General features: G+C 65.6%; 17 protein-coding genes. 8 read left to right on the plus strand and 9 right to left on the minus strand.

Going from position 1 to position 20421, the window contains the following annotated elements; translation table 11 throughout:
- Positions 1 to 418: 418 nt before the first annotated feature.
- From alaS to QA609_RS03740, 3 genes are all read right to left on the minus strand, one after another.
- Positions 419 to 3196 (minus strand): alanine--tRNA ligase, encoded by a 2778-nt coding sequence (gene alaS / locus QA609_RS03730; RefSeq protein WP_278301241.1) that lies wholly within the window; start codon positions 3194 to 3196, stop codon positions 419 to 421.
- A gap of 118 nt (positions 3197 to 3314) precedes the next feature.
- On the minus strand, positions 3315 to 3809 hold the full coding sequence (locus QA609_RS03735) for a hypothetical protein (RefSeq protein WP_278301242.1): 495 nt from the start codon (positions 3807 to 3809) through the stop codon (positions 3315 to 3317).
- A 503-nt stretch (positions 3810 to 4312) separates the two neighbouring features.
- The gene (locus QA609_RS03740; protein WP_278301243.1) at positions 4313 to 5305 is read right to left on the minus strand and encodes a replication factor C small subunit; all 993 of its coding nucleotides are present in this window, start codon (positions 5303 to 5305) and stop codon (positions 4313 to 4315) included.
- A gap of 159 nt (positions 5306 to 5464) precedes the next feature.
- On the opposite strand from QA609_RS03740, the gene QA609_RS03745 reads away from it, so the two are divergent.
- Complete coding sequence (locus tag QA609_RS03745; protein WP_278301244.1) at positions 5465 to 6559, plus strand: polymer-forming cytoskeletal protein; 1095 nt, start codon at positions 5465 to 5467, stop codon at positions 6557 to 6559.
- A gap of 56 nt (positions 6560 to 6615) precedes the next feature.
- Positions 6616 to 6834 carry a ubiquitin-like small modifier protein 2 gene (locus QA609_RS03750; protein WP_278301245.1) on the plus strand — a complete coding sequence of 73 codons (219 nt, stop codon included), beginning with the start codon at positions 6616 to 6618 and terminating at the stop codon, positions 6832 to 6834.
- Positions 6835 to 6887: 53 nt separating this feature from the next.
- Here the strand turns inward: QA609_RS03750 and QA609_RS03755 are convergent, their stop codons facing one another.
- Positions 6888 to 7595 carry a TOBE domain-containing protein gene (locus QA609_RS03755; protein ID WP_278301246.1) on the minus strand — a complete coding sequence of 236 codons (708 nt, stop codon included), beginning with the start codon at positions 7593 to 7595 and terminating at the stop codon, positions 6888 to 6890.
- A 137-nt stretch (positions 7596 to 7732) separates the two neighbouring features.
- Here QA609_RS03755 and QA609_RS03760 point away from each other — a divergent pair, with 137 nt between their 5' ends.
- Both QA609_RS03760 and QA609_RS03765 read left to right on the plus strand, forming a co-directional pair.
- The gene (locus tag QA609_RS03760) at positions 7733 to 8134 is read left to right on the plus strand and encodes a GNAT family N-acetyltransferase (RefSeq protein WP_278301247.1); all 402 of its coding nucleotides are present in this window, start codon (positions 7733 to 7735) and stop codon (positions 8132 to 8134) included.
- Between the two features lie 59 nt (positions 8135 to 8193).
- The gene (locus QA609_RS03765) at positions 8194 to 8553 is read left to right on the plus strand and encodes a hypothetical protein (protein WP_278301248.1); all 360 of its coding nucleotides are present in this window, start codon (positions 8194 to 8196) and stop codon (positions 8551 to 8553) included.
- Positions 8554 to 8605: 52 nt separating this feature from the next.
- Here QA609_RS03765 and QA609_RS03770 read toward each other — a convergent pair whose 3' ends face one another.
- The gene (locus QA609_RS03770) at positions 8606 to 9955 is read right to left on the minus strand and encodes a tryptophanase (protein ID WP_278301249.1); all 1350 of its coding nucleotides are present in this window, start codon (positions 9953 to 9955) and stop codon (positions 8606 to 8608) included.
- A gap of 211 nt (positions 9956 to 10166) precedes the next feature.
- Here QA609_RS03770 and QA609_RS03775 point away from each other — a divergent pair, with 211 nt between their 5' ends.
- A complete protein-coding gene (locus QA609_RS03775; RefSeq protein ID WP_278301250.1) occupies positions 10167 to 11795 on the plus strand; it encodes a long-chain fatty acid--CoA ligase in 1629 nt (542 codons plus the stop codon).
- Positions 11796 to 11943: 148 nt separating this feature from the next.
- Here QA609_RS03775 and QA609_RS03780 read toward each other — a convergent pair whose 3' ends face one another.
- Entirely contained in the window at positions 11944 to 12090 is a 147-nt protein-coding gene (locus QA609_RS03780) for a DUF1328 family protein (protein ID WP_005554807.1), read from the minus strand.
- A 131-nt stretch (positions 12091 to 12221) separates the two neighbouring features.
- A complete protein-coding gene (locus tag QA609_RS03785; RefSeq protein WP_278301251.1) occupies positions 12222 to 13400 on the minus strand; it encodes an aspartate kinase in 1179 nt (392 codons plus the stop codon).
- A 191-nt stretch (positions 13401 to 13591) separates the two neighbouring features.
- Here QA609_RS03785 and QA609_RS03790 point away from each other — a divergent pair, with 191 nt between their 5' ends.
- Positions 13592 to 14029, plus strand: a complete 438-nt coding sequence (locus QA609_RS03790) for a hypothetical protein (RefSeq protein WP_278301252.1) — start codon at positions 13592 to 13594, stop codon at positions 14027 to 14029.
- On the opposite strand, the gene QA609_RS03795 is transcribed toward QA609_RS03790, so the two are convergent.
- Positions 14026 to 15621 carry a DNA-directed DNA polymerase II small subunit gene (locus QA609_RS03795; protein WP_278301253.1) on the minus strand — a complete coding sequence of 532 codons (1596 nt, stop codon included), beginning with the start codon at positions 15619 to 15621 and terminating at the stop codon, positions 14026 to 14028. The genes QA609_RS03790 and QA609_RS03795 overlap by 4 nt on opposite strands.
- 91 nt (positions 15622 to 15712) lie before the next feature.
- Here QA609_RS03795 and QA609_RS03800 point away from each other — a divergent pair, with 91 nt between their 5' ends.
- Positions 15713 to 16726, plus strand: a complete 1014-nt coding sequence (locus QA609_RS03800; protein ID WP_278301254.1) for a S26 family signal peptidase — start codon at positions 15713 to 15715, stop codon at positions 16724 to 16726.
- A 91-nt stretch (positions 16727 to 16817) separates the two neighbouring features.
- On the opposite strand, the gene QA609_RS03805 is transcribed toward QA609_RS03800, so the two are convergent.
- Positions 16818 to 18464, minus strand: coding sequence for an ORC1-type DNA replication protein (locus tag QA609_RS03805; RefSeq protein WP_278301255.1), 1647 nt, complete (start codon positions 18462 to 18464; stop codon positions 16818 to 16820).
- 1318 nt (positions 18465 to 19782) lie between these two features.
- Between QA609_RS03805 and QA609_RS03810 the strand changes: the two genes are divergently transcribed.
- Positions 19783 to 20421: a GTP-binding protein gene (locus QA609_RS03810; RefSeq protein WP_278301256.1), complete on the plus strand. Its 639-nt coding sequence runs from the start codon at positions 19783 to 19785 to the stop codon at positions 20419 to 20421.

Below are 20421 nucleotides of genomic sequence, written 5' to 3' on the forward strand. Positions count from 1 at the left end.
GACTGTCGACGAATCAACCGATCGATAGATCCACGTCGGGGGGAACTAGCTATTGAGTAGCTTACCGAAACAGCGTCTTCACTCGCCGCCGAACGACGCGTCTGCGAGCAGCTGTCGGACGGCGGTGGCGGCGTCTTCGAACGCGTTCAGATCCATACTGTCGGTCGTCATGATCGTTCCGGCATCGCCTTCGAGCACCCTGACGGCGAATCCGTCCTCATGGAATCGGATCGTAAACTCGTAGGGTCCGATCCCCGTTCCGTCTTCCTAGCGACCGATCGCCGCCCTGACCGATACCTCCGCGAATCCGACCCGCTCGAGTTCGACCAGTTGCTTCTTGGCCGTTCGGGCGTCTTCCACCGAGTTGTAGAGTCCCTGACGGAGGTAGAGTACCCCACGGCCGCCGATTCCGCGCCGATCAGGCGTCGAGGATCTGTCGAACGACGTCGGGGGCGTCCTCGAGTGCGTCGTCCAGGTCGTCGACGTTCGGACCGCCACCCTGGGCGAAGTCCGGTGGACCGCCCCCGCCGCCGCCGACCTTCGCGGCGAGCTCGCCGACGACCTCGCCGGCGTTGACGCCGACGCCGTCGGGAACGGCGACGACGAACTGGGCACCGCTCTCGCCGCTACCCAGAATCGCGATCTTGCCCTCGTCGCTGATCGCGGTCGCGGTCGCTCGCAGTTCGTCCATGTCGGCGTCGATGCGATCGACGACCGCCGCGGTGTCGCCGACCTCGATCTCCTCGCTTCCGGCGCCGCCCGCGCGGGCCGCCGCGAGCTGTTCTTTCAGGTCCTCGAGCTCCTTGCCGCGGGCCTTCCACTCCTCGAAGAACCGTTCGGCGGTGTCCGGTACCTCCCCGGGAGAGACGTCGAGGACCTCGGCGGCCGCGTAGAGGGCGTCTTCGGTCTCCTGGGTCGCCTCGATGGCGGCCTCGCCGGCGGCGAACGTGAGTCGCTCGACCCCGTCCTGGACCCGCTCGCTCGAGCGGATCTTGATCGTGCCGATCTCGCCGGTGCGGGCGACGTGGGTCCCCCCGCAGGCCTGGACGTCTTCGTCGACGTGGATCAGCCGGATCTGCTCGCCCGGCGGGATCCCGCCCTGATAGAGGTCGAACCCGTGCTCACTCTCGGCGTCGTGGCGGTCGGGCCACTCCTGGCTCACCGGGGCGTTGTCCATCACGATCTCGTTTGCCGTCCGTTCGATCGCCTTGACGTCCTCGCGGGAGATCCGGTCGTAGTGGCGCAGGTCGATCCGCGAGGAGTCGACGCCCTTCTGGGCGCCGGCCTGACGGACGTGCTCGCCGAGCACCTGGCGAGCGGCGTGGATGACGATGTGGGTCGCCGTATGGTGGCGCATCAGCTGCCGGCGTCGGTCGACGTCGAGATACCCCTTCACGAACTCGCCCTTGCCCGGGTGGGCGTCGGTCCGGTGGAGGATCACGCCGTCCTCGATCTGGACGTCCTCGACTTCGACGGTGGCGTCGTCGGTCGAGAGCGTCCCGGTGTCGGCGGGCTGACCACCGCCCTCGGGGTAGAACATTGTCTGGTCGAGGACGACGTCGTAGCCGTCCTCGCGCTCGAAGACGTCCAGGACGACCGCCTCGAACTCGGTGCGTTGCTGGTCGTCGTAGTACAGCTTCTCCGTCTCGGGGAGGTCCTCGAACCGGGAGTCGGTCTCGCCGGTCGCCTCCTCGAGCGCCTCGACGGTGTCGTGGCGCTGGGCGACGAGGCTGTAGAAGTCGTCGGGGACGGCGACGTCGGCGCCGGCCTCGGCGGCGATCTCCTCGACCATGTCGGGCTGAATCCCGTGGGAGTCGTAGAGTTCGATCAGCTCCTCGGTCGGGATCGGTTCGCCCTTCTTGGCGTACTCCGTCGCGAGTGCTTCGACCCGTCGACCGCCGCGCTCGAGGGTCTCGCGGTACTTCTCGACTTCGGTGCGGACGATGTCGCGGATGGTGTCGCGGTTCTCGTACTCCAGCCGTTCGGCCTGCATGTCGACGAGCTCGTCCAGCGGCGCGTCGACGCCGACGTTATCACAGAGCCGCTTCGTGCGTCGGAGCACCATCCGCGCGAGGTAGCCCGTTCCGACGTTCGAGGGGACGATCCCGTCGCCGAGCATGTACGCGAGGGTGCGACAGTGGTCGGCGATCGCGTAGATGTCCTCGAGCGGTTCCATCAGCTCGGCGAGCTCGCCGGCGTCGACGCCGAGTTCGTCCGCGATCTCCCCGCGAGCGCTCTCCATATCCTCGGCCTCGTCGATGTCCATGTGACCCGCCAGCTTGGCGGCGCGGTGGACGAGCTCGCTCTCGTCGTCGGAGTGATCGAGCTCGGCGTTGTTCTTCAGGAACTCGATCATGTCGGGGTAGATCGCCTCGTAGACGGTCGGCGTCCCCTGGGACACCCAGGCCCAGCGCTCGAGGCCGTACCCCGTGTCGACGATGTAGGTGTCCATGTAGGAGTAGCGGTTCCCGTCTTTCATCTCGAACTCCCCGTCGGGATCCTGCTCCATACACATGAAAACGAGCGTCGCGAGCTCGACGCCCTTGAAGATAACCTCGATCGCGGGGCCGGCGTTACCGCCACCGACCCACGGATCCTCGATGTAGATGACCTCCTCGAGGTCGACGCCCATCGAGTCGAAGAACTCGTCGCAGAGCTCGACGGTGCGGTCCTTCCAGTAGACCTCGCCCTGGTAGGCGTACTGGTCGGGGTCCTCGAGGTCCTCCCGGGCGTTGAAGGCGTGGTGGGCCATCATCTCGAAGGCCATCGTGTGTCGGCCCGTCTTCCCGACGTTGTCGATGTCCTGCATCCGAATGCAGGGCTGGGAGATCGTCAGCGGGTTCGCCGGCGGGGGCGTCTCGCCGCTCGTGACGAGCGGCTGGAAGTCGTAGATCGACGCCTGGGTCAGCAAGACGTCGTCGCGCCAGCGGTTCGCCGCGACGGGGTAGGGCTCGATACGCTCGTGGTCGTGGCCCTCGAAGAAGGAGAGGAACGTCTCTCGCATCTCCTCCAAGCTGTGCTCCTCGTCGAACCCGGGGTTGCCGATGAAGTCGTACTCCTCGCAGGGCGGCTCGCCGCAGGTCTCTCGCTCGTGGTCGCGCGTCCAGAAGTGTGCGCCACAGGAGGGACACTCCTTGCGCTCGAAGCCTTCCTCCTCGAAGTACTCGAGGCGGTACTCCTCCTCCAGTTCACTCATTACACAGTTGTTGGCCCCGCAGCGGGTAAAATAGTTCCGCAACCGTTATTCGGGATAGATCGCCCAACGACGGCGGTCTCGGGCTCGAGGGTCTCGATCGCCTCCCCGCAATCGACCGTCACCGGTACGCGAACGCGACCGCTAGCAGGACGACGACCGTACTCGCCAGCGCGACGGCGGCGACGACCGCGTCGTCGACCTCGAGCCGGACGAGTGGAGTGAACGCGAGCAACAGGACGCCACAGCCGATCGCGACGAACCCCAGCCGACGGCCCGTCTCCCGGTCGACGTCGGGTGTCGTCAGCAGTTCCCGTCGGTCCCGAACCGCGACGAGCCAGCCGAGGATGAAACACAACAGTGCGCTCGCGAGGAGCGTCGCGGTTCCGACCACCTCCGGGGGGAGCTCGAGGACGATCGCCCCGGCCAGCGCGAACAGTCCGACGCCGACGATCCCGAGGACGGCGGCGTTCGCTCGAGCGCCCGCGTCGGCGTCCGGCTCGAGGCCGTACAGCCGTCGCGTCCAGCTCCCGGATCGAAGCGACGCCAGCGCGAGCGCGAGACAGCCAGCGCCGACGGCGAGGAGGACGGCGATTCCGCCAGTCGAGGGAGACATGGCTGGCGAGCGGTACGTCCCGAACTGCGAAAGCTACGTCGAACGGATCGATACCAGTAGCGTATGAATGGAACATCCGGCGTTGGGTCTGCAGTATCGACCAGCCACCCGTGGGTGGGAATAAAAGGGGCTGGCCCGCTCGGGGAGCGAGGCGACGTAAGCACCACAGGGAGCGTAGCGACCGAGGAGCACAGCGAGTCGCAGCCCTCGAGCGGGCCAGGGGCTTTCGAGGGAGTGACGACGAGAGCAGTCCTGCTCGCGCGAACACAGGGGATTGCCACGCCCTCCCCAGCCGATTCACTCGGTCGCGCTGCTCCCTCACTCATCCCTCGCACAGTGTCGTTGACCGTCCTCACTGGCGTTCGGACGGTCGACAGCGCGCGCCACCGCAGAAGGATGATCAGACCGAGCTGATACGTAGTTCGCCTGAACGTAACAGGCGTTTTACGACTCACACAGGATACCGAACTCGCAGTCCCGACTACCGATACCGAACGTCGCGTTCAGTCCTCGTTCTCGAGGGCCAGCGACGCCAGCATCGCCTCGAGCTGGAGTCGTTCGTTCGCGCCCTCCGTGATCCGGTAGTCGACCTCACCGAGACGCTCGAGCAGCCGAACAGTCGCCTTCTCGGGAATATCGAACTGCCACGCGGAGCGGTGGAGCTGGTCGATCACGTCCCCGCCCGCCAGCCCGCGCTCGGTCAGCAGGTCCTCGAGGGCCGCGCGGGCGGCCGTGAAGTCGCCGCCGATGGCCTGGTCGACCATCGCCTCGACCTCCTCGGGCCGAGCGGTGGAGGTGATCGCGAAGACGGTCTCCTCGTCGACGACCTCGCCCATCACGGCCGCGGCCTGGAGCCCGTTGATCGCCTTGCGCATATCGCCGTCGGCTGCGTAGACGAGCGCGTCGACGCCGTCGTCGGTGACCTCGATCCCCTCGTTTTCGGCGATCTCGCGGATCTGCGCTTCGACGGCGTCCTCGGTGAGTTCGGTAAACCGGAAGACGGCACAGCGAGACTGGATGGGGTCGATGATCTGGCTCGAGTAGTTACACGAGAGGATAAAGCGGGTGTTGCTCGAGAACTGCTCCATCGTCCGTCGCAGCGCCGACTGGGCGTCGGAGGTGAGCGCGTCGGCCTCGTCTAAGAAGATGATGCGGTGATCGTACCCACCGAACGAGGAGCGCGCGAAGTCCTTGATCCGATCCCGGACGACGTCGATCCCGCGCTGGTCGGAGGCGTTCAGCTCGAGGAAGTTCTCGCGCCAGTCGTCGTCGTAGACCTCGCGGGCGATGGCCTGTGCCGCGGTAGTTTTTCCCGTACCCGCTGGTCCTGCGAACATGAGGTGCGGCAGGTCGTCCTGCTCGACGTACCGCTGGAGTCGTGGGACGATGTTCTCGTGACCCTTGATCTCGTCGAGCCGCTCCGGGCGATACTTCTCGATCCAGACCTCGGTCTTGCCGGGAGTCGGCTCCGCCGCCTCGGCGTCGGCCTCGCTCATACCCACCACGAGGGGGAGCCGCCAGATAAATCGCCCGAAGGTCGTCCTCGAGGCGTCAGTGCGGTTCCGCCGGAGGACTCGAGGATTTCCGCGCCGAACCCTCTCGAGTTCGTGGACGCGGGTGTCATGTTTTTCAGTTCACACGACGAGAGGGAAGCTATGGCGTTCGAAACGTCCGTCCGAAAGCGACTCGCGGTCGTCCTCCTCGTCGTCGTCCTGCTGGGGACGCTACCGACGGGGGTCGCCGCGCAGTCCGAGTCGACCGTCGGCGGGACCGTTGTCGTCGGGGAAGGGGAGACGATCGACGAACTCGAGGCCGTCGCCGGCACCGTCGTCGTCGAGGGGACGGTGACGGGCGACGTTTCGGCCGCGGCCGGCGACGTGCGGATCGAAAGCGGCGGCGAGGTCGGGGGCGACCTCGAGGCCGCGTCGGGAAGCGTAACGATCGACGGCGCCGTCGGCGGCGACGTCGACGTCGGAGCGGGTAACGTGGCGGTCGGCGAGGACGGAACCGTCGGCGGCGAGTTTACCGCTGGCGCGGGTAACGTCGTCGTCGACGGCACACTCGAGGGCGACGCGGCGATCGGCGCCGAGACGATCACCCTGGGTGAGGACGCGGCGATCGCGGGCGACCTGCGGTACAACGGCGACCTGCAGGGTAACACCGACGCGGTCGCAGGCTCGATCAGCGAGGATCCCTCGCTCGGGTTCGATATCGCGCCGACGCTGCAGCCGCTGGCGTCGTGGCTGGTCTCGCTCTACACCCTCGCGCTGAACCTGCTGCTCGGCGCCGCGCTGCTCGCGCTGTTCCCGCGGTTTTCCGACGGCGTCGCGGAGCGGGTCGCTCGCGATCCCGTTCGAACGGGCGCGGTCGGTTTCGGGGTTCTGATCGGGGTACCGATCCTGCTCGTCGCCGCGGCGATCACGATAATCGGCATCCCGTTCTCGATCGTCGGCGGGTTCGCGTTCGCCCTCGTCGTCTGGATCGGGATCGTCTACGGGCGGTTCGCCGTCGCCGCCTGGCTGCTCGGGTACGCCGATCTCGAGAACCGATGGCTCGCGCTGGTCGTCGGGATGATCGGCGGGGCGATCCTCGCGCAGGTGCCGTTCGTCGGCGGGCTGTTGAACTTCGTGATCCTCCTGCTCGGTCTGGGCGCGCTGGCCTGGGGGCTGTACGCGCACCGACGAACGCCGGGGACTCGAGAGCCCGAGCACCGTGATCGGATCGGGCCCGACGAGCCGGCGAGCGACTGAAACTCGGATACACTCGCAGTCGACGCGCTCAAGGCCACGCTCGAGCAAGCACCGCCATGCGCGTCACCGTCGACGTCAAGGGTGAGGGGAGTCACGAACTCGAACTCGGGGAGGTGGCGACCGACGCCCCCGAGCCGACCTACGCGGACCTGCTCCGGGCGGTCGGTCTCAGCCCCCACGAGGTGAGCGTGCTGATCGACGGTCGTCCGGTCCCCGAGGACCAGCCCGTCGAGAGCGAGCGCGTTACCGTCCTCCGACTGATCAAGGGCGGCTGACCCGCGTCGCTACTCCCGGCTTCGAGTATCGCCACTCCCGGCTTCGAGCGTCGCTACTTCTCGGTCTCGGGCGACTCGAGCCCCGTCGCCCGTGCTGCGGTCGCCTTGAACGAGGCGACGACATCCCGGCCCGACTCGAGCCCCAGTCGCTCGCGGCTCGAGCGGGTCACGAGTGCCTCGAGGGTGACACCGTTGGCCAGCGAGAGCGTGACGCTGGCGATCGCCTCGCCGTCGTCGATCGTTGCGACCGTCCCGGAAAATCGGTTCCGTAGGCTCGTTCCGTCGGGCTCGGGCGTCTCGGTCGGATCCGTCAGGACGACGGCGTCCGACCGAACCGCGACCTGCACCTCGCCCGCGTCCGGCGGGACCAGCGCCGTAACCGGACCGACGGCGGTCTCGACGGTCGCGAGCTCGCCGGTCCGTTCGACGACGGTACCCCGAAAGACGGATTCCGTCGCGGTGGCCACGCCGTCGAGTTCGCTCTCGTGGCGATCGAACTGTCGGCGGAGCTCGTAGGCGGTTTCCGTCAGCCGGGTGCCGCCGCCGTCGCGGCCGCCCCGTGTTCGCTCGGTGAGTTCGCCGAGTTCGTCCTCGAGTTCGACGACCCGGTTCTGGAGTCGGGCGTAGGAACGGCCGAGTTCCTCGGCCGCGCCGTGTAACGATCCCTGTCGGTCGATCGCCTCGAGCATCTCGATGTCGCGGCGGTCGATCGTGATGTCACCCGCCGAGAGCTTGGTACTGAAGTCCTTCTCGATCCCCATCGTTTCTCCTCGCGTGATCCGACAGACCAGCCCGCGATCGATAAACGTCCGGATTCGTCGAGGATGTGGTCGGCGGACCGTTTTCCTCGAGAGCGTGACCGACGGACTGTTGGCGGACAGCGACCTACGACCGACCGATGCACGTTCGAACCGCAGGTCCCGACGACGCCCTCGAGGTTCGGCGGATACTGGACGCCGCGATGCTCGAGCCGGGCGACGTCGAGGCGCGGATCGACGGCGGAGACGTCTTCGTCGCCGGCGACCGACGGGGCGAGGGATCGAGCGAGCGGATCCTCGGCGCGCTCGTCTGCGAGCCCCGCGGGCGAGGCGCCCACGTCGCCGCCGTCGGCGTCCGTCGTCGTCACCGCGGGCAGGGGATCGGTCGACGGCTGGTCGAGCGAGCGCTCGAGCGCGAACGTAGACTTACCGCGCGGTTCGACGACGGCGTCCGGCCGTTCTACGAGGCGCTCGGGTTCGCGATCGAACCGATCGACGAGAGTCGACACCGGGGTGTCGCCGTGGCGGACCGAGGCAAATGAGCGTCGCCCGTCTCGTGCCGGCGGAAGTTTAACACCGAGAGCGTGGTACGATCCGTCGCATGGCGCTCCAACGGATGCTCAGCGGAGACCCGTCGAAGAGCTCGAAGCTGTACATCGCGATCGGGCTGCTCTCGCTCGCGAAGGCGATCGTCGTCTACAAGGACCGAAACCGGTTCCGGCGGGAGCTGATCGACGCCGCCCTCTTCCTCGGCGTCGGTATCACGCTCCGGAAGTACAGCCAGCTCAAGGCCGAAAAGCGCGAGGAGATCGAGTCGCAGGTTCCGGACTGGCTGGCCAGCGCCGCCCAATCCGAGGCCGCCAGACAGGGCGTCCGTTCGGTCGCGAAACGAAAGCTCGGCGGGGAACCCGAGCCGGAGCCGACGTTCCGCGACCGCGCTCGAGACGCCGTCTCGCGGTAGTCGCGGGTTCCGGTCCTCGGCTTTTTTGCAGTACCGTCGCGGTTCGCTCGGCTCAGGAGGAGTCGATCGGCTCGAGCGTCGCCGTGAAGTGGCGGATCTCGGCCATCTCGGGCTCCTCGGCGATCTCGAATCCCGAAACCTCCTCGCGTCGCTCGAGGACCGCGGCGGCGGTTTCTGCGACGTGCTCCAAGTGCTCGCGGTGGTAGGTCCTGCGGGGCAGCGCCAGCCGAACCAGTTCGGGTCGGTCGGTGTCGGGGAACGCGAAGCTACCCAGTTCGACCCCGCGGACGCCGCCCTCGCGGTAGAGTTCGCAGACCAGCGCCTGACCGGGGAACTCGGCGGGCTCGAGGTGGGGAAGGAAGGCGCCGGCGTCGAGGTAGACCGCGTGTCCACCCGCGGGCGTGTAGATCGGCACGCCGACGGATTCGAGGGCGTCGGCGAGTTCCCGGACCTGTTCGACCCGGTCGGCGACGTAGGCCTCGTCGACGGCCTCCCGGAGGCCGACGGCCATCGCCGCGATGTCCCGGCCGGCCATCCCGCCGTAGGTCGGAAACCCCTCGTAGAGGATCGCACGCTGTTTGCAGGACTCGTACATCGCGTCGCTGTCGGTGGCGACGAACCCGCCCGCGTTAGCGAGCCCGTCTTTCTTTCCGCTCATCACGAGGGCGTCGGCCAGGCCGAGCTGTTCGCGGGCGACGTCGGCGACCGAGGCGTCGGCGAACTCGTCCTCGCGTTCGGTGACGAAGTAGGCGTTCTCGGCGAACCGACAGGCGTCGATCACGAACGTCGCACCGATCTCGTCGGCGAACTCGCGAACCGCTCGGGTGTTCTCGACGCTGACGGGCTGGCCCGCGGCGGAGTTGTTCGTGATCGTCTGGACGACGACCGGGACCCGCTCGGGGCCGTACTCCTCGGCGACGGCACGGGCGCGCTCGAGCGAGGTGTTGCCCTTGAACGGGCCGTCCGCGTCGGGGTCGCGGGCGTCGTCGACCGGGCAGTCGACGGGGTCGGCGCCCTGGTTTGCGATGTGGGCCCGCGTGGTGTCGAAGTGGGTGTTGTTCGGGACGACGTCACCCTCCTCGACGAGAGTGCCGTAGAGGACGTTCTCGGCGCCCCGTCCCTGGTGGGCCGGGACGACGTGCGAAAAGCCCATCACGTCGGCGACGGCGTCCTCGAGTTCGCCGAAGCTGCGCGAGCCCGCGTAGGCCTCGTCGCCCCGGAACAGCGCCGCCCACTGCTCGTCGCTCATCGCGCCCGTCCCGCTGTCGGTGAGCAGATCGACGAAGACGTCCTCCGCGGGGAGGTTGAAAACGTTGTAGCCGGCCGCCTCGAGGGCGCGCTCGCGTTTCGCTCTCGAGGGGAGGTGGATCTGCTCGGCGACCTTCGACTTGTATCCGACCATACGGTGTCTTCGAAAGCCACGCAGTTCAATTCGAGTGACTGAATCTGCTCACGAACGGTTCGGATCGACCCTCGGCGGATCGATCCGGCGTTCGGCGCTCGAATAGCGCCACCGACGAGCGCGTTCGTGGAACAGGACGGTGCAAAAAAACAATGTAAGCGTACTGTCCGGTAGACGTGCCATTATTAAACCCAGATAATAATTGTCGCATATGGCTGGCTACGACCAGACGCTGCGACCGTTCCTCTGGCGCGCCGAACGACTCCACCCCGACCAGGAGGTCGTCTCGCGGACCCACGACGGGATCGTCCGTAACACGTACGCGGAGTACGGCGACCGGACCCGTCAGTTGGCGAACGCCCTCGAGGATGCCGGGATCGAGGACGGCGACCGCGTCGGCACGTTCTGCTGGAACCACCACCGCCACGCGGAGGTGTACTTCGCGGCGCCGAACGTCGGCGGTCAGCTCCACACGATCAACCCGCTGCTGCCTGCCGAGCACATCCAGTACATCGTCGAGAACGCTGAAGACCGACTGCTGTTCGTCGATCACTCGCTGCTCGAGCCCCTCGAGGCGGCCTACGACGCCGACGCCTTCGAGAGCGTCGAGCAGTTCGTCGTGATGGGCGAGTCGGTTCCGGAGACCGACCTCGAGCCAGTCACCGACTACGAGTCCTTTATCGGCGCGCAGACGACCGAGTACGAGTGGCCGGAACTCGACGAGGACAGTCCAGCGGGGATGTGTTACACGTCGGGGACGACGGGCAAACCGAAGGGCGTCGAGTACACCCAGCAGATGCTCTGGAGCCACACGATGATGACGCTCACCCCGCAGGGGCTCGGCATCGCCGAGGACGACGTCATCATGCCGGTGGTCCCGATGTTCCACGTCAACGCGTGGGGACTGCCGTTCTCGACGACCGCCGCGGGCGCGAAACACGTCTATCCCGGTCCCTCGCCCGACCCCGCAGACCTGGTACAGCTCATCGAGGAGGAGGGCGTCACGCTCACCGCCGGCGTGCCGACGGTGTGGCTCGGCGTCCTGGAGTACCTCGAGGAGCACGACGCCGACCTCTCCTCGCTCGAGCAGATCGTCATCGGCGGCAGCGCGGCACCCAAGAGCCTGATCCGGGAGTTCGACGACCGCGGCGTCGAGGTCGTCCACGCCTGGGGAATGACCGAGATGTCCCCGCTCGGCACCGTCGCCCACCTCAAGGCCGACCTCGAGGACCTCCCCGAGGACGAGCAGTACGAAAAGCAGGCCAAGCAGGGACTGGTCGTTCCGGGCCTCGAACTCAAGGTCGTCGACGACGACGGCGAGGAAGTCCCGTGGAACGGTGAGGACTTCGGCGAGCTCTACGTCCGCGGCCCCTGGGTCACCGACTCCTACTTCGAGCGCCCCGAGGCGAACGAGGCCGACTTCGAGGGGTCGTGGCTCAAAACGGGCGACATCGTCACCGTCGACGAGGACGGTTACATCAAGATCGTCGACCGCGCGAAGGACGTGATCAAAAGCGGCGGCGAGTGGATCTCCTCGGTCGAACTCGAGAACGCCATCATGGCCCACGACGACGTCAGCGAGGCGACGGTCATCGGCGCGCCACACGAGAAGTGGCAGGAACGGCCCGTCGCGTTTGTCGTGCCCGCCGAGGACACCGGGATGAGCGAGGAGGAACTCCACGACGAACTCCAGGCGTTCGTCGCCGAGGACTACCCCGACTGGTGGACCCCCGACGCGGTCGTCCGCATCGACGAGGTGCCCAAGACCGCCACCGGCAAGTTCGACAAGAGGACGCTCCGCGAGGAGTACGAAACCGAGGACCTGCTCGAGGACGAGTAGGCGCTTCGCTTTCGTCGCAACTCGAGTACGAACCGAAAACGGATCGACCGCCGGATTACTCCGAACGGTCCCTCGGCTGTCGGATGTTGCGGCCGCGAAAAGCGGCTTCGGTTGCCGCGACGATACGCCTCTCAGTGTCTTCGTGCCGTCACAGCAGCAGCGACAGGACGGCCAGGACCAGGAACGCGAGGACGAGCCACTTCGCGATGGCCATGGACATCCCTGCGACGCCGCCCGCACCGAGCGCCGCGGCGATCAGCGCGATGACGAAGAACACGATTGCCAGTTCTAGCATACTCCTACCTTCGAGAGGTTACCAAAAGTGCGTTGAGCATGAATCTGCCATACGGTAGCTTTTCGAGAACGGGTTCGCGGGAGAGAAGCGCCGTAGGGGCGAGCAGACGCTATCAGTCGGTTGCGCTCGGGTTAGAAGAGCCCCTGCGTTAGCTCGAGGGTCTCCTCGCGGTCGTCCCAGTCGACGAAGATGGCGACGCTGGTCGCGCTCGTGATGATATCGTGGACGTTGATGCGGGCCTCCGAGAGTGGGTTGACGATGTCGCTGATGATTCCGGGCTGATTGGGGAGTTCCCCGCCGGTGACGCGGACGACGGCGAGGGACTCGTCGACGGTGACACTCGAGAGTTCGTCGCGGGCGATGACCTCGCGGTGGAGGATGTTCTCGGCGCGCTCGGCGTCCTCCTCGTCGACGTAGAAGGTGACGCTGTCGAGTCCGCTGGCGACGGCGTCGACGTTGATGTCGCTCTCGCTGAGCGGTTTCGAGAGGTGGTTGAAAACGCCGGGCTGGTTGCGGATCGCCCGTCCGGCGATCGTCAGGCAGGCAAGCGGGCGCTCGCGCAGGTCGACCAGGTTCTCGAACTCGCCCTCGATGCTCGTCCCGCCAGAGAGGAGATCACCGTGCTGGTAGTGGACGACGCGAACCGAGAGCGTGTCCTCCTTGTAGGAGAGCGCGGAGGGCGCGACGACCTCGGCGCCGCGAAACGAGAGGTTGCGAAGCTCGTCGACCGAAATCTCGCCGACGTTGCGGGCTCCTTCGACGACGTTCGGGTCGCCGGTCATGACGCCCTCGACGTCGGTGACGATGACGACCTCGTCGGCGTCCATATACTTGCCCATCATCACGGCGGTCGTGTCGCTACCCCCGCGACCGAGCGTCGTCACCGAGCCGTCCGGTCCCTCCGCGAGGAATCCGGTGATCACCGGCACCGTTCCGTCGAGGTCGGCGGCGACCTCGCGGGCGCGGCGCTGGGTCTCCGGAACGTCGACCTCGCCATACTCGTCAGTGACGACCGGCCAGTTCTCGCTGCCGGGCTCCAGGAAGACCGCGTCGACGCCCCGCGCCGTCAGGGCGGCCTTGAGCATCCGGACCGAGGTCCGCTCGCCCATGCTGACGATCTGTGCGCGGTCGGCCTCGTCGGTATCGAACGTGATCTCGTCGAGCAGTTCGTCCGTGGTCGACCCCATCGCGCTGGCGACGACCGCAATCTCGTGGCCGTCCTCGACGGCCGCGGCGATCGAGTTCGCGGCGCGATTGATTCGATCGCCGCTGCCCAGACTCGTCCCCCCGAACTTGGCTACGACGCGCATACTGACACCTCACGGTCCGCCGGCAACCTGGTGGATTGACTCATGCGAGGTCGTTGCAAGGGCGGGCAGATAACTGTGTCTCATCGCCCGCATTTTTACCCCCACCGATCCGTCTCGTGTCGAAACACACGGGACGAGCGCTCACGGGTTCCAACTGGATTTATATTTGTGGGTATCATTACCACACCCTAATGAACGTACGGGATGCACTCGAGGCCGACGCCGACGCGCTGGCGGCCATCGCCGACTCTCCGACCGACGTGATGCGGAACCTGGTTCACGACCGGACGGTCCGGGTCGCCGAGGACGGCACCCACGACCCGAACGCGGACGTCTCGGAGTCCCAGTACGGCGGCTCGGATCCCGAGGATCTGCTGGGGTTCGTCAGTTTCGACGCCCGCGAGGACACCGTCCACATCACCCAGCTCGACGGGACGCCCGAGGCGTGCAAGCGACTGCTCGCCGAACCGGTCCGGTTCGCCGAGCGCGAGGGGATGGCCGTCGAGGTGTTGATCGCGTCCGACGCCGAACTCATCGAGGACGCCGCTCAGGAGTTAGGGTTCGATCGTTACGGGCCGGGGCCGCGGTTCAACGGCGCCTCGACGGTTCGGTTCCGCCTCGAGTCCTAGCTGAACTTCTGGACGGTCACGTCGAGCGTATCGAGGTCGACGATCGGCGCGAATCCGGCGTCTGGCTGGATGTTGACGCTCTTCTGGAAGTCCGTCTGGGCCTGCCAGCAGCCGGAGTTGATCGCGAGCACGTTGTGATACTTCCCGAAGCCGAGCTTGTGGACGTGGCCCGTATGGAAGATGTCCGGAACCTCCTCCATGATCAGGTAGTCCTTCTCCTCGGGTGCGAGCCGGGTGTGACCCCCGAACTGCGGCGCGACGTGGCGCTTTTTCAGCAGCTGGTACATCGCTCGGTGCGGATCGTCGTAGCTCGCCTTCTCCTCGGGGAGTTCGGCGATGACCTCGTCGAGGCTGACGCCGTGGTACATCAGCACCGAGACGCCCTCGAGGGTTACGGTCGATGGGTTGCTGACGATCCGGGGGTCGTGAGCCGACATAATCGTCCGCAGCTTCTCGTCGAAGCCGGGCTGGGGTTCCGCGAGCCGGACCGCGTCGTGGTTGCCCGGGATCATGACGATCTCGATGTCGCCGGGTACCTGTTTCAGTCGCTCGTTGAACACTTCGTACTGCTCGTAGATGTCGATCACGTCGAGCTCCTCGTCCTGGTTCGGGTAGACGCCCACGCCCTCGACCATATCGCCCGCGATCAGCAGGTACTCGACGTGTTGGGCCTCGGGCGTGTGAAGCCAGTCGGCGAATCGGTTCCAGGCCTCGCCCATGAACTCCTGGCTGCCGACGTGGACGTCGCTGATCAGCGCCGCCTGCACGTGGCGATCTGCCGTCGACGGCTCGTGCGTGCGCGGGACGTCCGGGAAGTACATCGAGTCGACGAACGCGATCCCCGAGTCGTCGGCGAGGGTGCCCTCCATCGCCAGCACCTCGTCGTACAGCAGTTCGTCGACCAGATCGGCGTACTCCCGGTCTTTCATCACGAGCCACGGGAAGGTCCCGGTCGCGTCCTCGAGTTCGATCAGCCAGTGACCGCTCGCGGTCGAGCGCACGTCGTTGACCAGGCCGACCATTCCGGCCTCGCTGCCGCCGGGCATCGACTGGATCGCCGTCGCCGGACGGTGGTTGACCCGCCCGCGGAGCTTCGACCCCAGCCGCTCGAGACGGTCCCGGAACACCGAGACGAAGTCCCCGTACTCGCCGGTTCCCGTGCTCTCGCCGGTCATATCACCGGCAATCTCGAGCGATCGCTCGAGCGGATCGGCCGACCGACCGCTCCCCTCGGGAACCCCCTTCGTTTCGACTGGACCTCCGGTAGCCGTCGGTCGAGAAGTGGAGCGTTCGTCTCCAGTCGAAGCGGAGGTGTTGTGGGTCGACGATTCGATCGAGTCGGGGCCGTCGTCGGTCGACGAACCGGCCGGATCGGTAGTTCGAGCGCCGTCGGAGACGGGCTCTCGCTCGAGGAGCGACTCGACGTGTTCCGATCGGACGACCAGCGCGTCGTCGGGGAGGTCCTCGAGAACGGCCTCGAGGGTCGTCGCCGGATCCTCGGTCGCGGCGATCCGCGTCACCGCCTCGCGCTCGGCGTTGTAGCCGCGGCTCGTGAGTTCACCGACGATCCGGGCGGGTCCCTCGAGTGGCACAGGCCTCGCATTCGCGAGCGGAGGCAAAAGCGTAGCGGAGTCGGTGTGACGAACAGAACCTTGATGGCCGGGCCCGGTATAACACGGGACGATGAGCGGTCCCGACCCCGGCGACGAGAGGAGCGACGACAGCGGTGAGTCACGCCGCCACGACCCGAGCGAGGCCCCGTCGGACGGGACCGACGATCCGGAACGTGACCCGGGCTCAGCGAACGACGGCCGACCCCGAACGGGAGTCGGCACCGACCACGGGGGCGAGGAGTCGGTCGTCCAGCGCAGCGGCTCGGGGTCCGAGAGCGACGACGTCTCCATCGAGGACGACGGGATCGTCCGGTGGTTCTTCGGGACGAACGACGAGACGGTCGTCCTCGTCCGGGACATCCTGAGCAGCGTCGCCATCGTCGCGGTCATCGGGCTTCTGTTGTTCGGGATCAGCGGCGTCTGGCCGCCGCTAGTCGCCGTCGAGAGCGGGAGCATGGAGCCCAACATGGAGGTCGGCGACCTCATCTTCGTCGTCGCAGACGACCGTTTCGTCGGCGACGGCGCCACCGGAGACACCGGCGTCGTCACCCACGATGACGGTGAGGACCACGAGAAGTTCGGCAAGGCCGGCGACGTCGTCGTCTTCGAACCCAACGGACAGGCCCACCAGACACCCGTGATACATCGCGCACACTTCTGGGTCGAGGAGGGCGAAAACTGGGTCGACACCAGGGCCGAGCCCGAGTACGTCAACGGCGCGAGCTGCGATCAGCTCCAGACCTGTCCGGCCACCCACGACGGCTTCGTCACGAAGGGTGACGCGAACCCCTACTACGACCAGTACCAGCGCGGCGGCGCGAACACCGACGTCGTCCAGCCCGGCTGGATCACCGGAAAGGCGTCGTTCCGGGTTCCGTGGCTCGGTTACGTCCGGCTCACGTTCGACTCGATCCTCGGCGGGATGCTCGCACCGCAGCCGGGTCTCGAGGCCGTCGCGGGAACGGTCGGAGCCGAAACGCCGCTCTCGAGCGCCGGTGCAGTCGGAACGAGCGTCGGTGCGGCGGGCGTCGCCGCGGCCGGGACGGGTGCCGCGATGGCTGCGGGTCGACGACGACGACAGTAGCCGGACGCGTCGCTCGAGTCGAAACGGAGGGGTCACCGAACGGGGTTCTGAGCGGAAAACGAGTCGAATCCTCGTTTCTCGAGTCGGATCCTCAGTTCTCGAATCGCGCCTGGACGAACGGCTGGATGTCGTCGATATTGCTCAGTCGGGAGTCCGAGAGCAGGACAGCCTCGGTCTCGTCGATCGGCACCGAGAGGCTGATCTCCTTGGTCCGACCGTAGCGTCCCTTCGAGACGACGACGGCGTTGACGATCCCGAGCATGTCGAGTTCGCTGATGAGGTCAGTTACCCGACGCTGGGTGAGGACGTCGGCGTCGATCTCCTCGCAGAGGCGCTTGTAGATGTTGAACACCTCGCCGGTGTTGATGCTGTGGACGCCGTTTTTCTCGAGCAGGATGATCGAGAAGAGGACGAGTTTGCTCTGTGTGGGGAGCGTGCGGACGACCTCGACGACCCGGTCGAGTTCGATCTTGTCCTGTGCCTGCCGGACGTGTTTCTCGACGATCGTCTCGGCCTGGGAGCGCTCCGCCAGTTCGCCCGCGGTTCGGAGCAAGTCGAGCGCTCGACGCGCGTCGCCGTGTTCCTGGGCGGCGAAGGCCGCACATAGCGGGATCACGTCGTCCGATAGCGCGTCGCCCTTGAAGGCGACGTTCGATCGGTGCTGGAGGATATCCCGGAGCTGATTCGCGTCGTACGGCGGGAAGACGATCTCCTCCTCGCCGAGGCTTGATTTGACTCGCGGGTCGAGGAAGTCGGTGAACTTCAGATCGTTCGAGATCCCGATGATCGACACACGGGAGTTCTCGAGTTCGGAGTTCATCCGCGAGAGGTTGTACAGCGTGTCGTCCCCGCTCTTCTCGACGAGCTTGTCGATCTCGTCTAACATGATGACGACGACCCGCTCGTCGTAGTCGACGGCGTCGAAGAAGACGCTGTACACTCGATCGGTCGGCCAGCCGGTCATCGGTACCTCCTGGAACGACTCCTTGTCCTCCTCGAGGGAGTCGATCCGGTCCTCGACGTCCTCGCGATCGGAGAACGGCGTGGACGCAAGCGGGTGTTCCCCGTTGGCTACGTCCGCATCCGCCGGCTCCGTCGACCCCCCCGTTTCGACTGGAGAATCGGACGACTGCGACTCGATATCGGTTGCAAACGAAACGTCGTCGTTCGAGTCGCGCTCGTCGGATCGCTCGGTCGAGTCGTTGTGACCCGCGCCCGTTTCGTACTCCTCGAGCGCCTCGAGGCGCTCCTCGAGTGCGTCGACCTTCCGGTCGATCCGGGCCTCGTTCTTCTCGATGAACTTGTTCGCGAGCTGTGCGAGGACGCGGTACTGGGTGTCGGTCACTTCGCAGTTGATGTACTCGACGTCACAGGGGACGCTGTACTTCTGGGAGGTGCTCTCGAGTTCCTTGCTGACGAACTTCGCGCTCGCGGTCTTTCCGGTCCCCGTCTTCCCGTAGATCAGGATGTTCGAGGGCGTCTCGCCCCGGAGCGCGGCGACGAGGATCGTCGCCATCTTGTTGATCTGGTCGGTCCGGTGGGGCAGTTCGTGGGGCGTGTAGGACGGACGCAGTACTTCCTTGTTCTCGAAGATCGGCTCACCGCTGAGCAGGTCGTCGAACAGTCCCTGGCTCGGTTCCTCGTCGCCGATCGCCGTCTCGTCGAGCGTCGTCGAGAACCCGTCGGTCTCGCCCTCGACGTCGTCGGTTCCTGGCGGCTCTGAGTTGTCGTCTGACATCCGTCGTTGGGATACCCCCTCGTTTCGTGTGGAGAGACGGACCCGAAAGCAGTTATACAGCGTTTGAACGGCCAGTACGGCCGATCAATCGGGATAGCCATCGGTTTCGGATCCAGTTGATGCAAGCGAAACAGAGGAACACCGCGATATTAAATTCTTCCCTTTCACTCACGTAGGATATGATTCTTTTTGGACGGATCCGCGCGCGAATCGAGTTGGAATTGCGACCGATAGAAACAAGACGAAGCGAGCGGTTCCCCCACCGAAGCGGGCGTGAAGCGGCTTTTTAGCGGAGATTTTTGGAAGTCGAGCGGGACCTTCGCGCCGCGATTGTCGGGACGGCGGCCGTCCCGCAGTGCCCGTGAGCAGAGAGCGGTGAACGAGCAACGCGGTCGAACCCGACGAAAGAAGCATGATGCACAGTCTCTGTAACGAATCGGCCGGTTCGGGGTCACGGCCGAGACCGAATACCGAATCCGACTGGCAACGAGGTTTTGGGCGGAATCCGGCCCCGCTTACGAACAGGATTGCATCGATACCGATTCGCTCCTTCGCTCGCCATCTTCGCCTCTCTCGAGATGGTATCGAGACTCGTGACCGACGATTCCCGTTCGGTCTCGCGGCAATCTTCTCGTCGGGTCGGTTCGTTCAACCTCGGTGTCTACCGGTTGATCCGAAACAGAAGGGGCGAGGATCCCAAGAGGACGAGTCGGTTTCGGCGTCGAAGGTGACTGGACGCTCTCGAGTCGAAGAAAGGGGGGTAATGGCGGTTCCTCTCCCCCCACCCCTTCGTTTCAACTGGAGAACGACGAGGGGGAGGGATGGGTGAAACGGAAAGAACGGTCGCCGGGGAACGATGTTCAGGTCCCGACCGGACGATTTCGGGGTGCTCGAGAGATGTACGGGAGTTTCCGTAACGAGAGATGTAGACAAATCATCTAGCTAGATAGTTCAAGGGAAAGCTAGCAACTAGAAGTACTAGCTAGCAATCTCTAGTAAATAGTTTCTCCCTTGTCCAGTACGGATGCTGTTTCTGGCCTGTCTAAATAAAACCTTCCACTTCAGAGACCCCCTCCCCACCCCCTTCCTTGGAGCGTTCCAGTTGAAACGAAGGGGTGGGGGGCACCCCTGTCGCTTCAATAACACATTCTGGTATTCTAATCATTATCTCTCATCTGCTGCCGACTCGTAATGGTTTGTTACTCATTACCGTGGCTTCTTTTCACAGTAGTCGAACACTCTACACGTCTGACGTAGGCTTAAGTGAATTCAGTTTGTAGTACGCGCAGACGCACTTCGCGGTGCCGGAGGGCCAAGGATGGGACTGTTAACAGGACTCAAAGATAGTATCTCCCGGGTTACGGATCGATTGTTTACCGACGATCAACCCAAACGAATCGGAATCTACGGACCGCCCAACGCTGGAAAGACGACGCTTGCGAATCGCATCGCGCGGGACTGGACCGGCGATGCGGTCGGAACCGAAAGTCACGTTCCACACGAAACACGCCGCGCACGCCGAAAGGAGGACGTCGAGATCGAACGCGACGGACAGTCCGTTTCGATCGACATCGTCGACACGCCCGGCGTAACTACGAAGGTGGACTACGAGGAGTTCACCGACGAGATGGAGGAAGACGACGCGATCCGTCGGTCCCGCGAGGCCACGGAAGGCGTCGCCGAGGCGATGCACTGGCTTCGCGAGGACGTCGACGGCGTTATCTACGTTCTCGACAGCGCGGAGGATCCGATCACGCAGGTCAACACGATGCTGATCGGCATCATCGAATCCCGCGATCTGCCGGTTCTCATCTTCGCGAACAAGATCGACCTCGACGAAGCGAGCGTCAAACGGATCGAGGACGCGTTCCCCCAGCACAAGACGGTCCCGCTCTCCGCGAAGGAGGGTCAGAACATGGACGAGGTCTACGACAACATCGCGGAGTACTTCGGGTGA

Source organism: Natronococcus sp. A-GB7, assembly GCF_029688865.1.
Classification (GTDB): domain Archaea; phylum Halobacteriota; class Halobacteria; order Halobacteriales; family Natrialbaceae; genus Natronococcus.

Excerpts from the sequence above, each read along its gene's own strand:
- QA609_RS03745 (WP_278301244.1), top strand. The coding sequence starts at position 5,465 with ATGGCGTTCGAAACGTCCGTCCGAAAGCGACTCGCGGTCGTCCTCCTC.
- QA609_RS03765 (WP_278301248.1), top strand. The coding sequence starts at position 8,194 with ATGGCGCTCCAACGGATGCTCAGCGGAGACCCGTCGAAGAGCTCGAAG.
- QA609_RS03790 (WP_278301252.1), top strand. The coding sequence starts at position 13,592 with ATGAACGTACGGGATGCACTCGAGGCCGACGCCGACGCGCTGGCGGCC.
- QA609_RS03780 (WP_005554807.1), bottom strand. The coding sequence starts at position 12,090 with ATGCTAGAACTGGCAATCGTGTTCTTCGTCATCGCGCTGATCGCCGCG.
- QA609_RS03775 (WP_278301250.1), top strand. The coding sequence starts at position 10,167 with ATGGCTGGCTACGACCAGACGCTGCGACCGTTCCTCTGGCGCGCCGAA.
- QA609_RS03740 (WP_278301243.1), bottom strand. The coding sequence starts at position 5,305 with ATGAGCGAGGCCGACGCCGAGGCGGCGGAGCCGACTCCCGGCAAGACC.
- QA609_RS03800 (WP_278301254.1), top strand. The coding sequence starts at position 15,713 with ATGAGCGGTCCCGACCCCGGCGACGAGAGGAGCGACGACAGCGGTGAG.
- QA609_RS03750 (WP_278301245.1), top strand. The coding sequence starts at position 6,616 with ATGCGCGTCACCGTCGACGTCAAGGGTGAGGGGAGTCACGAACTCGAA.
- QA609_RS03810 (WP_278301256.1), top strand. The coding sequence starts at position 19,783 with ATGGGACTGTTAACAGGACTCAAAGATAGTATCTCCCGGGTTACGGAT.
- QA609_RS03755 (WP_278301246.1), bottom strand. The coding sequence starts at position 7,595 with ATGGGGATCGAGAAGGACTTCAGTACCAAGCTCTCGGCGGGTGACATC.
- QA609_RS03735 (WP_278301242.1), bottom strand. The coding sequence starts at position 3,809 with ATGTCTCCCTCGACTGGCGGAATCGCCGTCCTCCTCGCCGTCGGCGCT.
- QA609_RS03785 (WP_278301251.1), bottom strand. The coding sequence starts at position 13,400 with ATGCGCGTCGTAGCCAAGTTCGGGGGGACGAGTCTGGGCAGCGGCGAT.
- QA609_RS03805 (WP_278301255.1), bottom strand. The coding sequence starts at position 18,464 with ATGTCAGACGACAACTCAGAGCCGCCAGGAACCGACGACGTCGAGGGC.
- alaS (WP_278301241.1), bottom strand. The coding sequence starts at position 3,196 with ATGAGTGAACTGGAGGAGGAGTACCGCCTCGAGTACTTCGAGGAGGAA.
- QA609_RS03760 (WP_278301247.1), top strand. The coding sequence starts at position 7,733 with ATGCACGTTCGAACCGCAGGTCCCGACGACGCCCTCGAGGTTCGGCGG.
- QA609_RS03770 (WP_278301249.1), bottom strand. The coding sequence starts at position 9,955 with ATGGTCGGATACAAGTCGAAGGTCGCCGAGCAGATCCACCTCCCCTCG.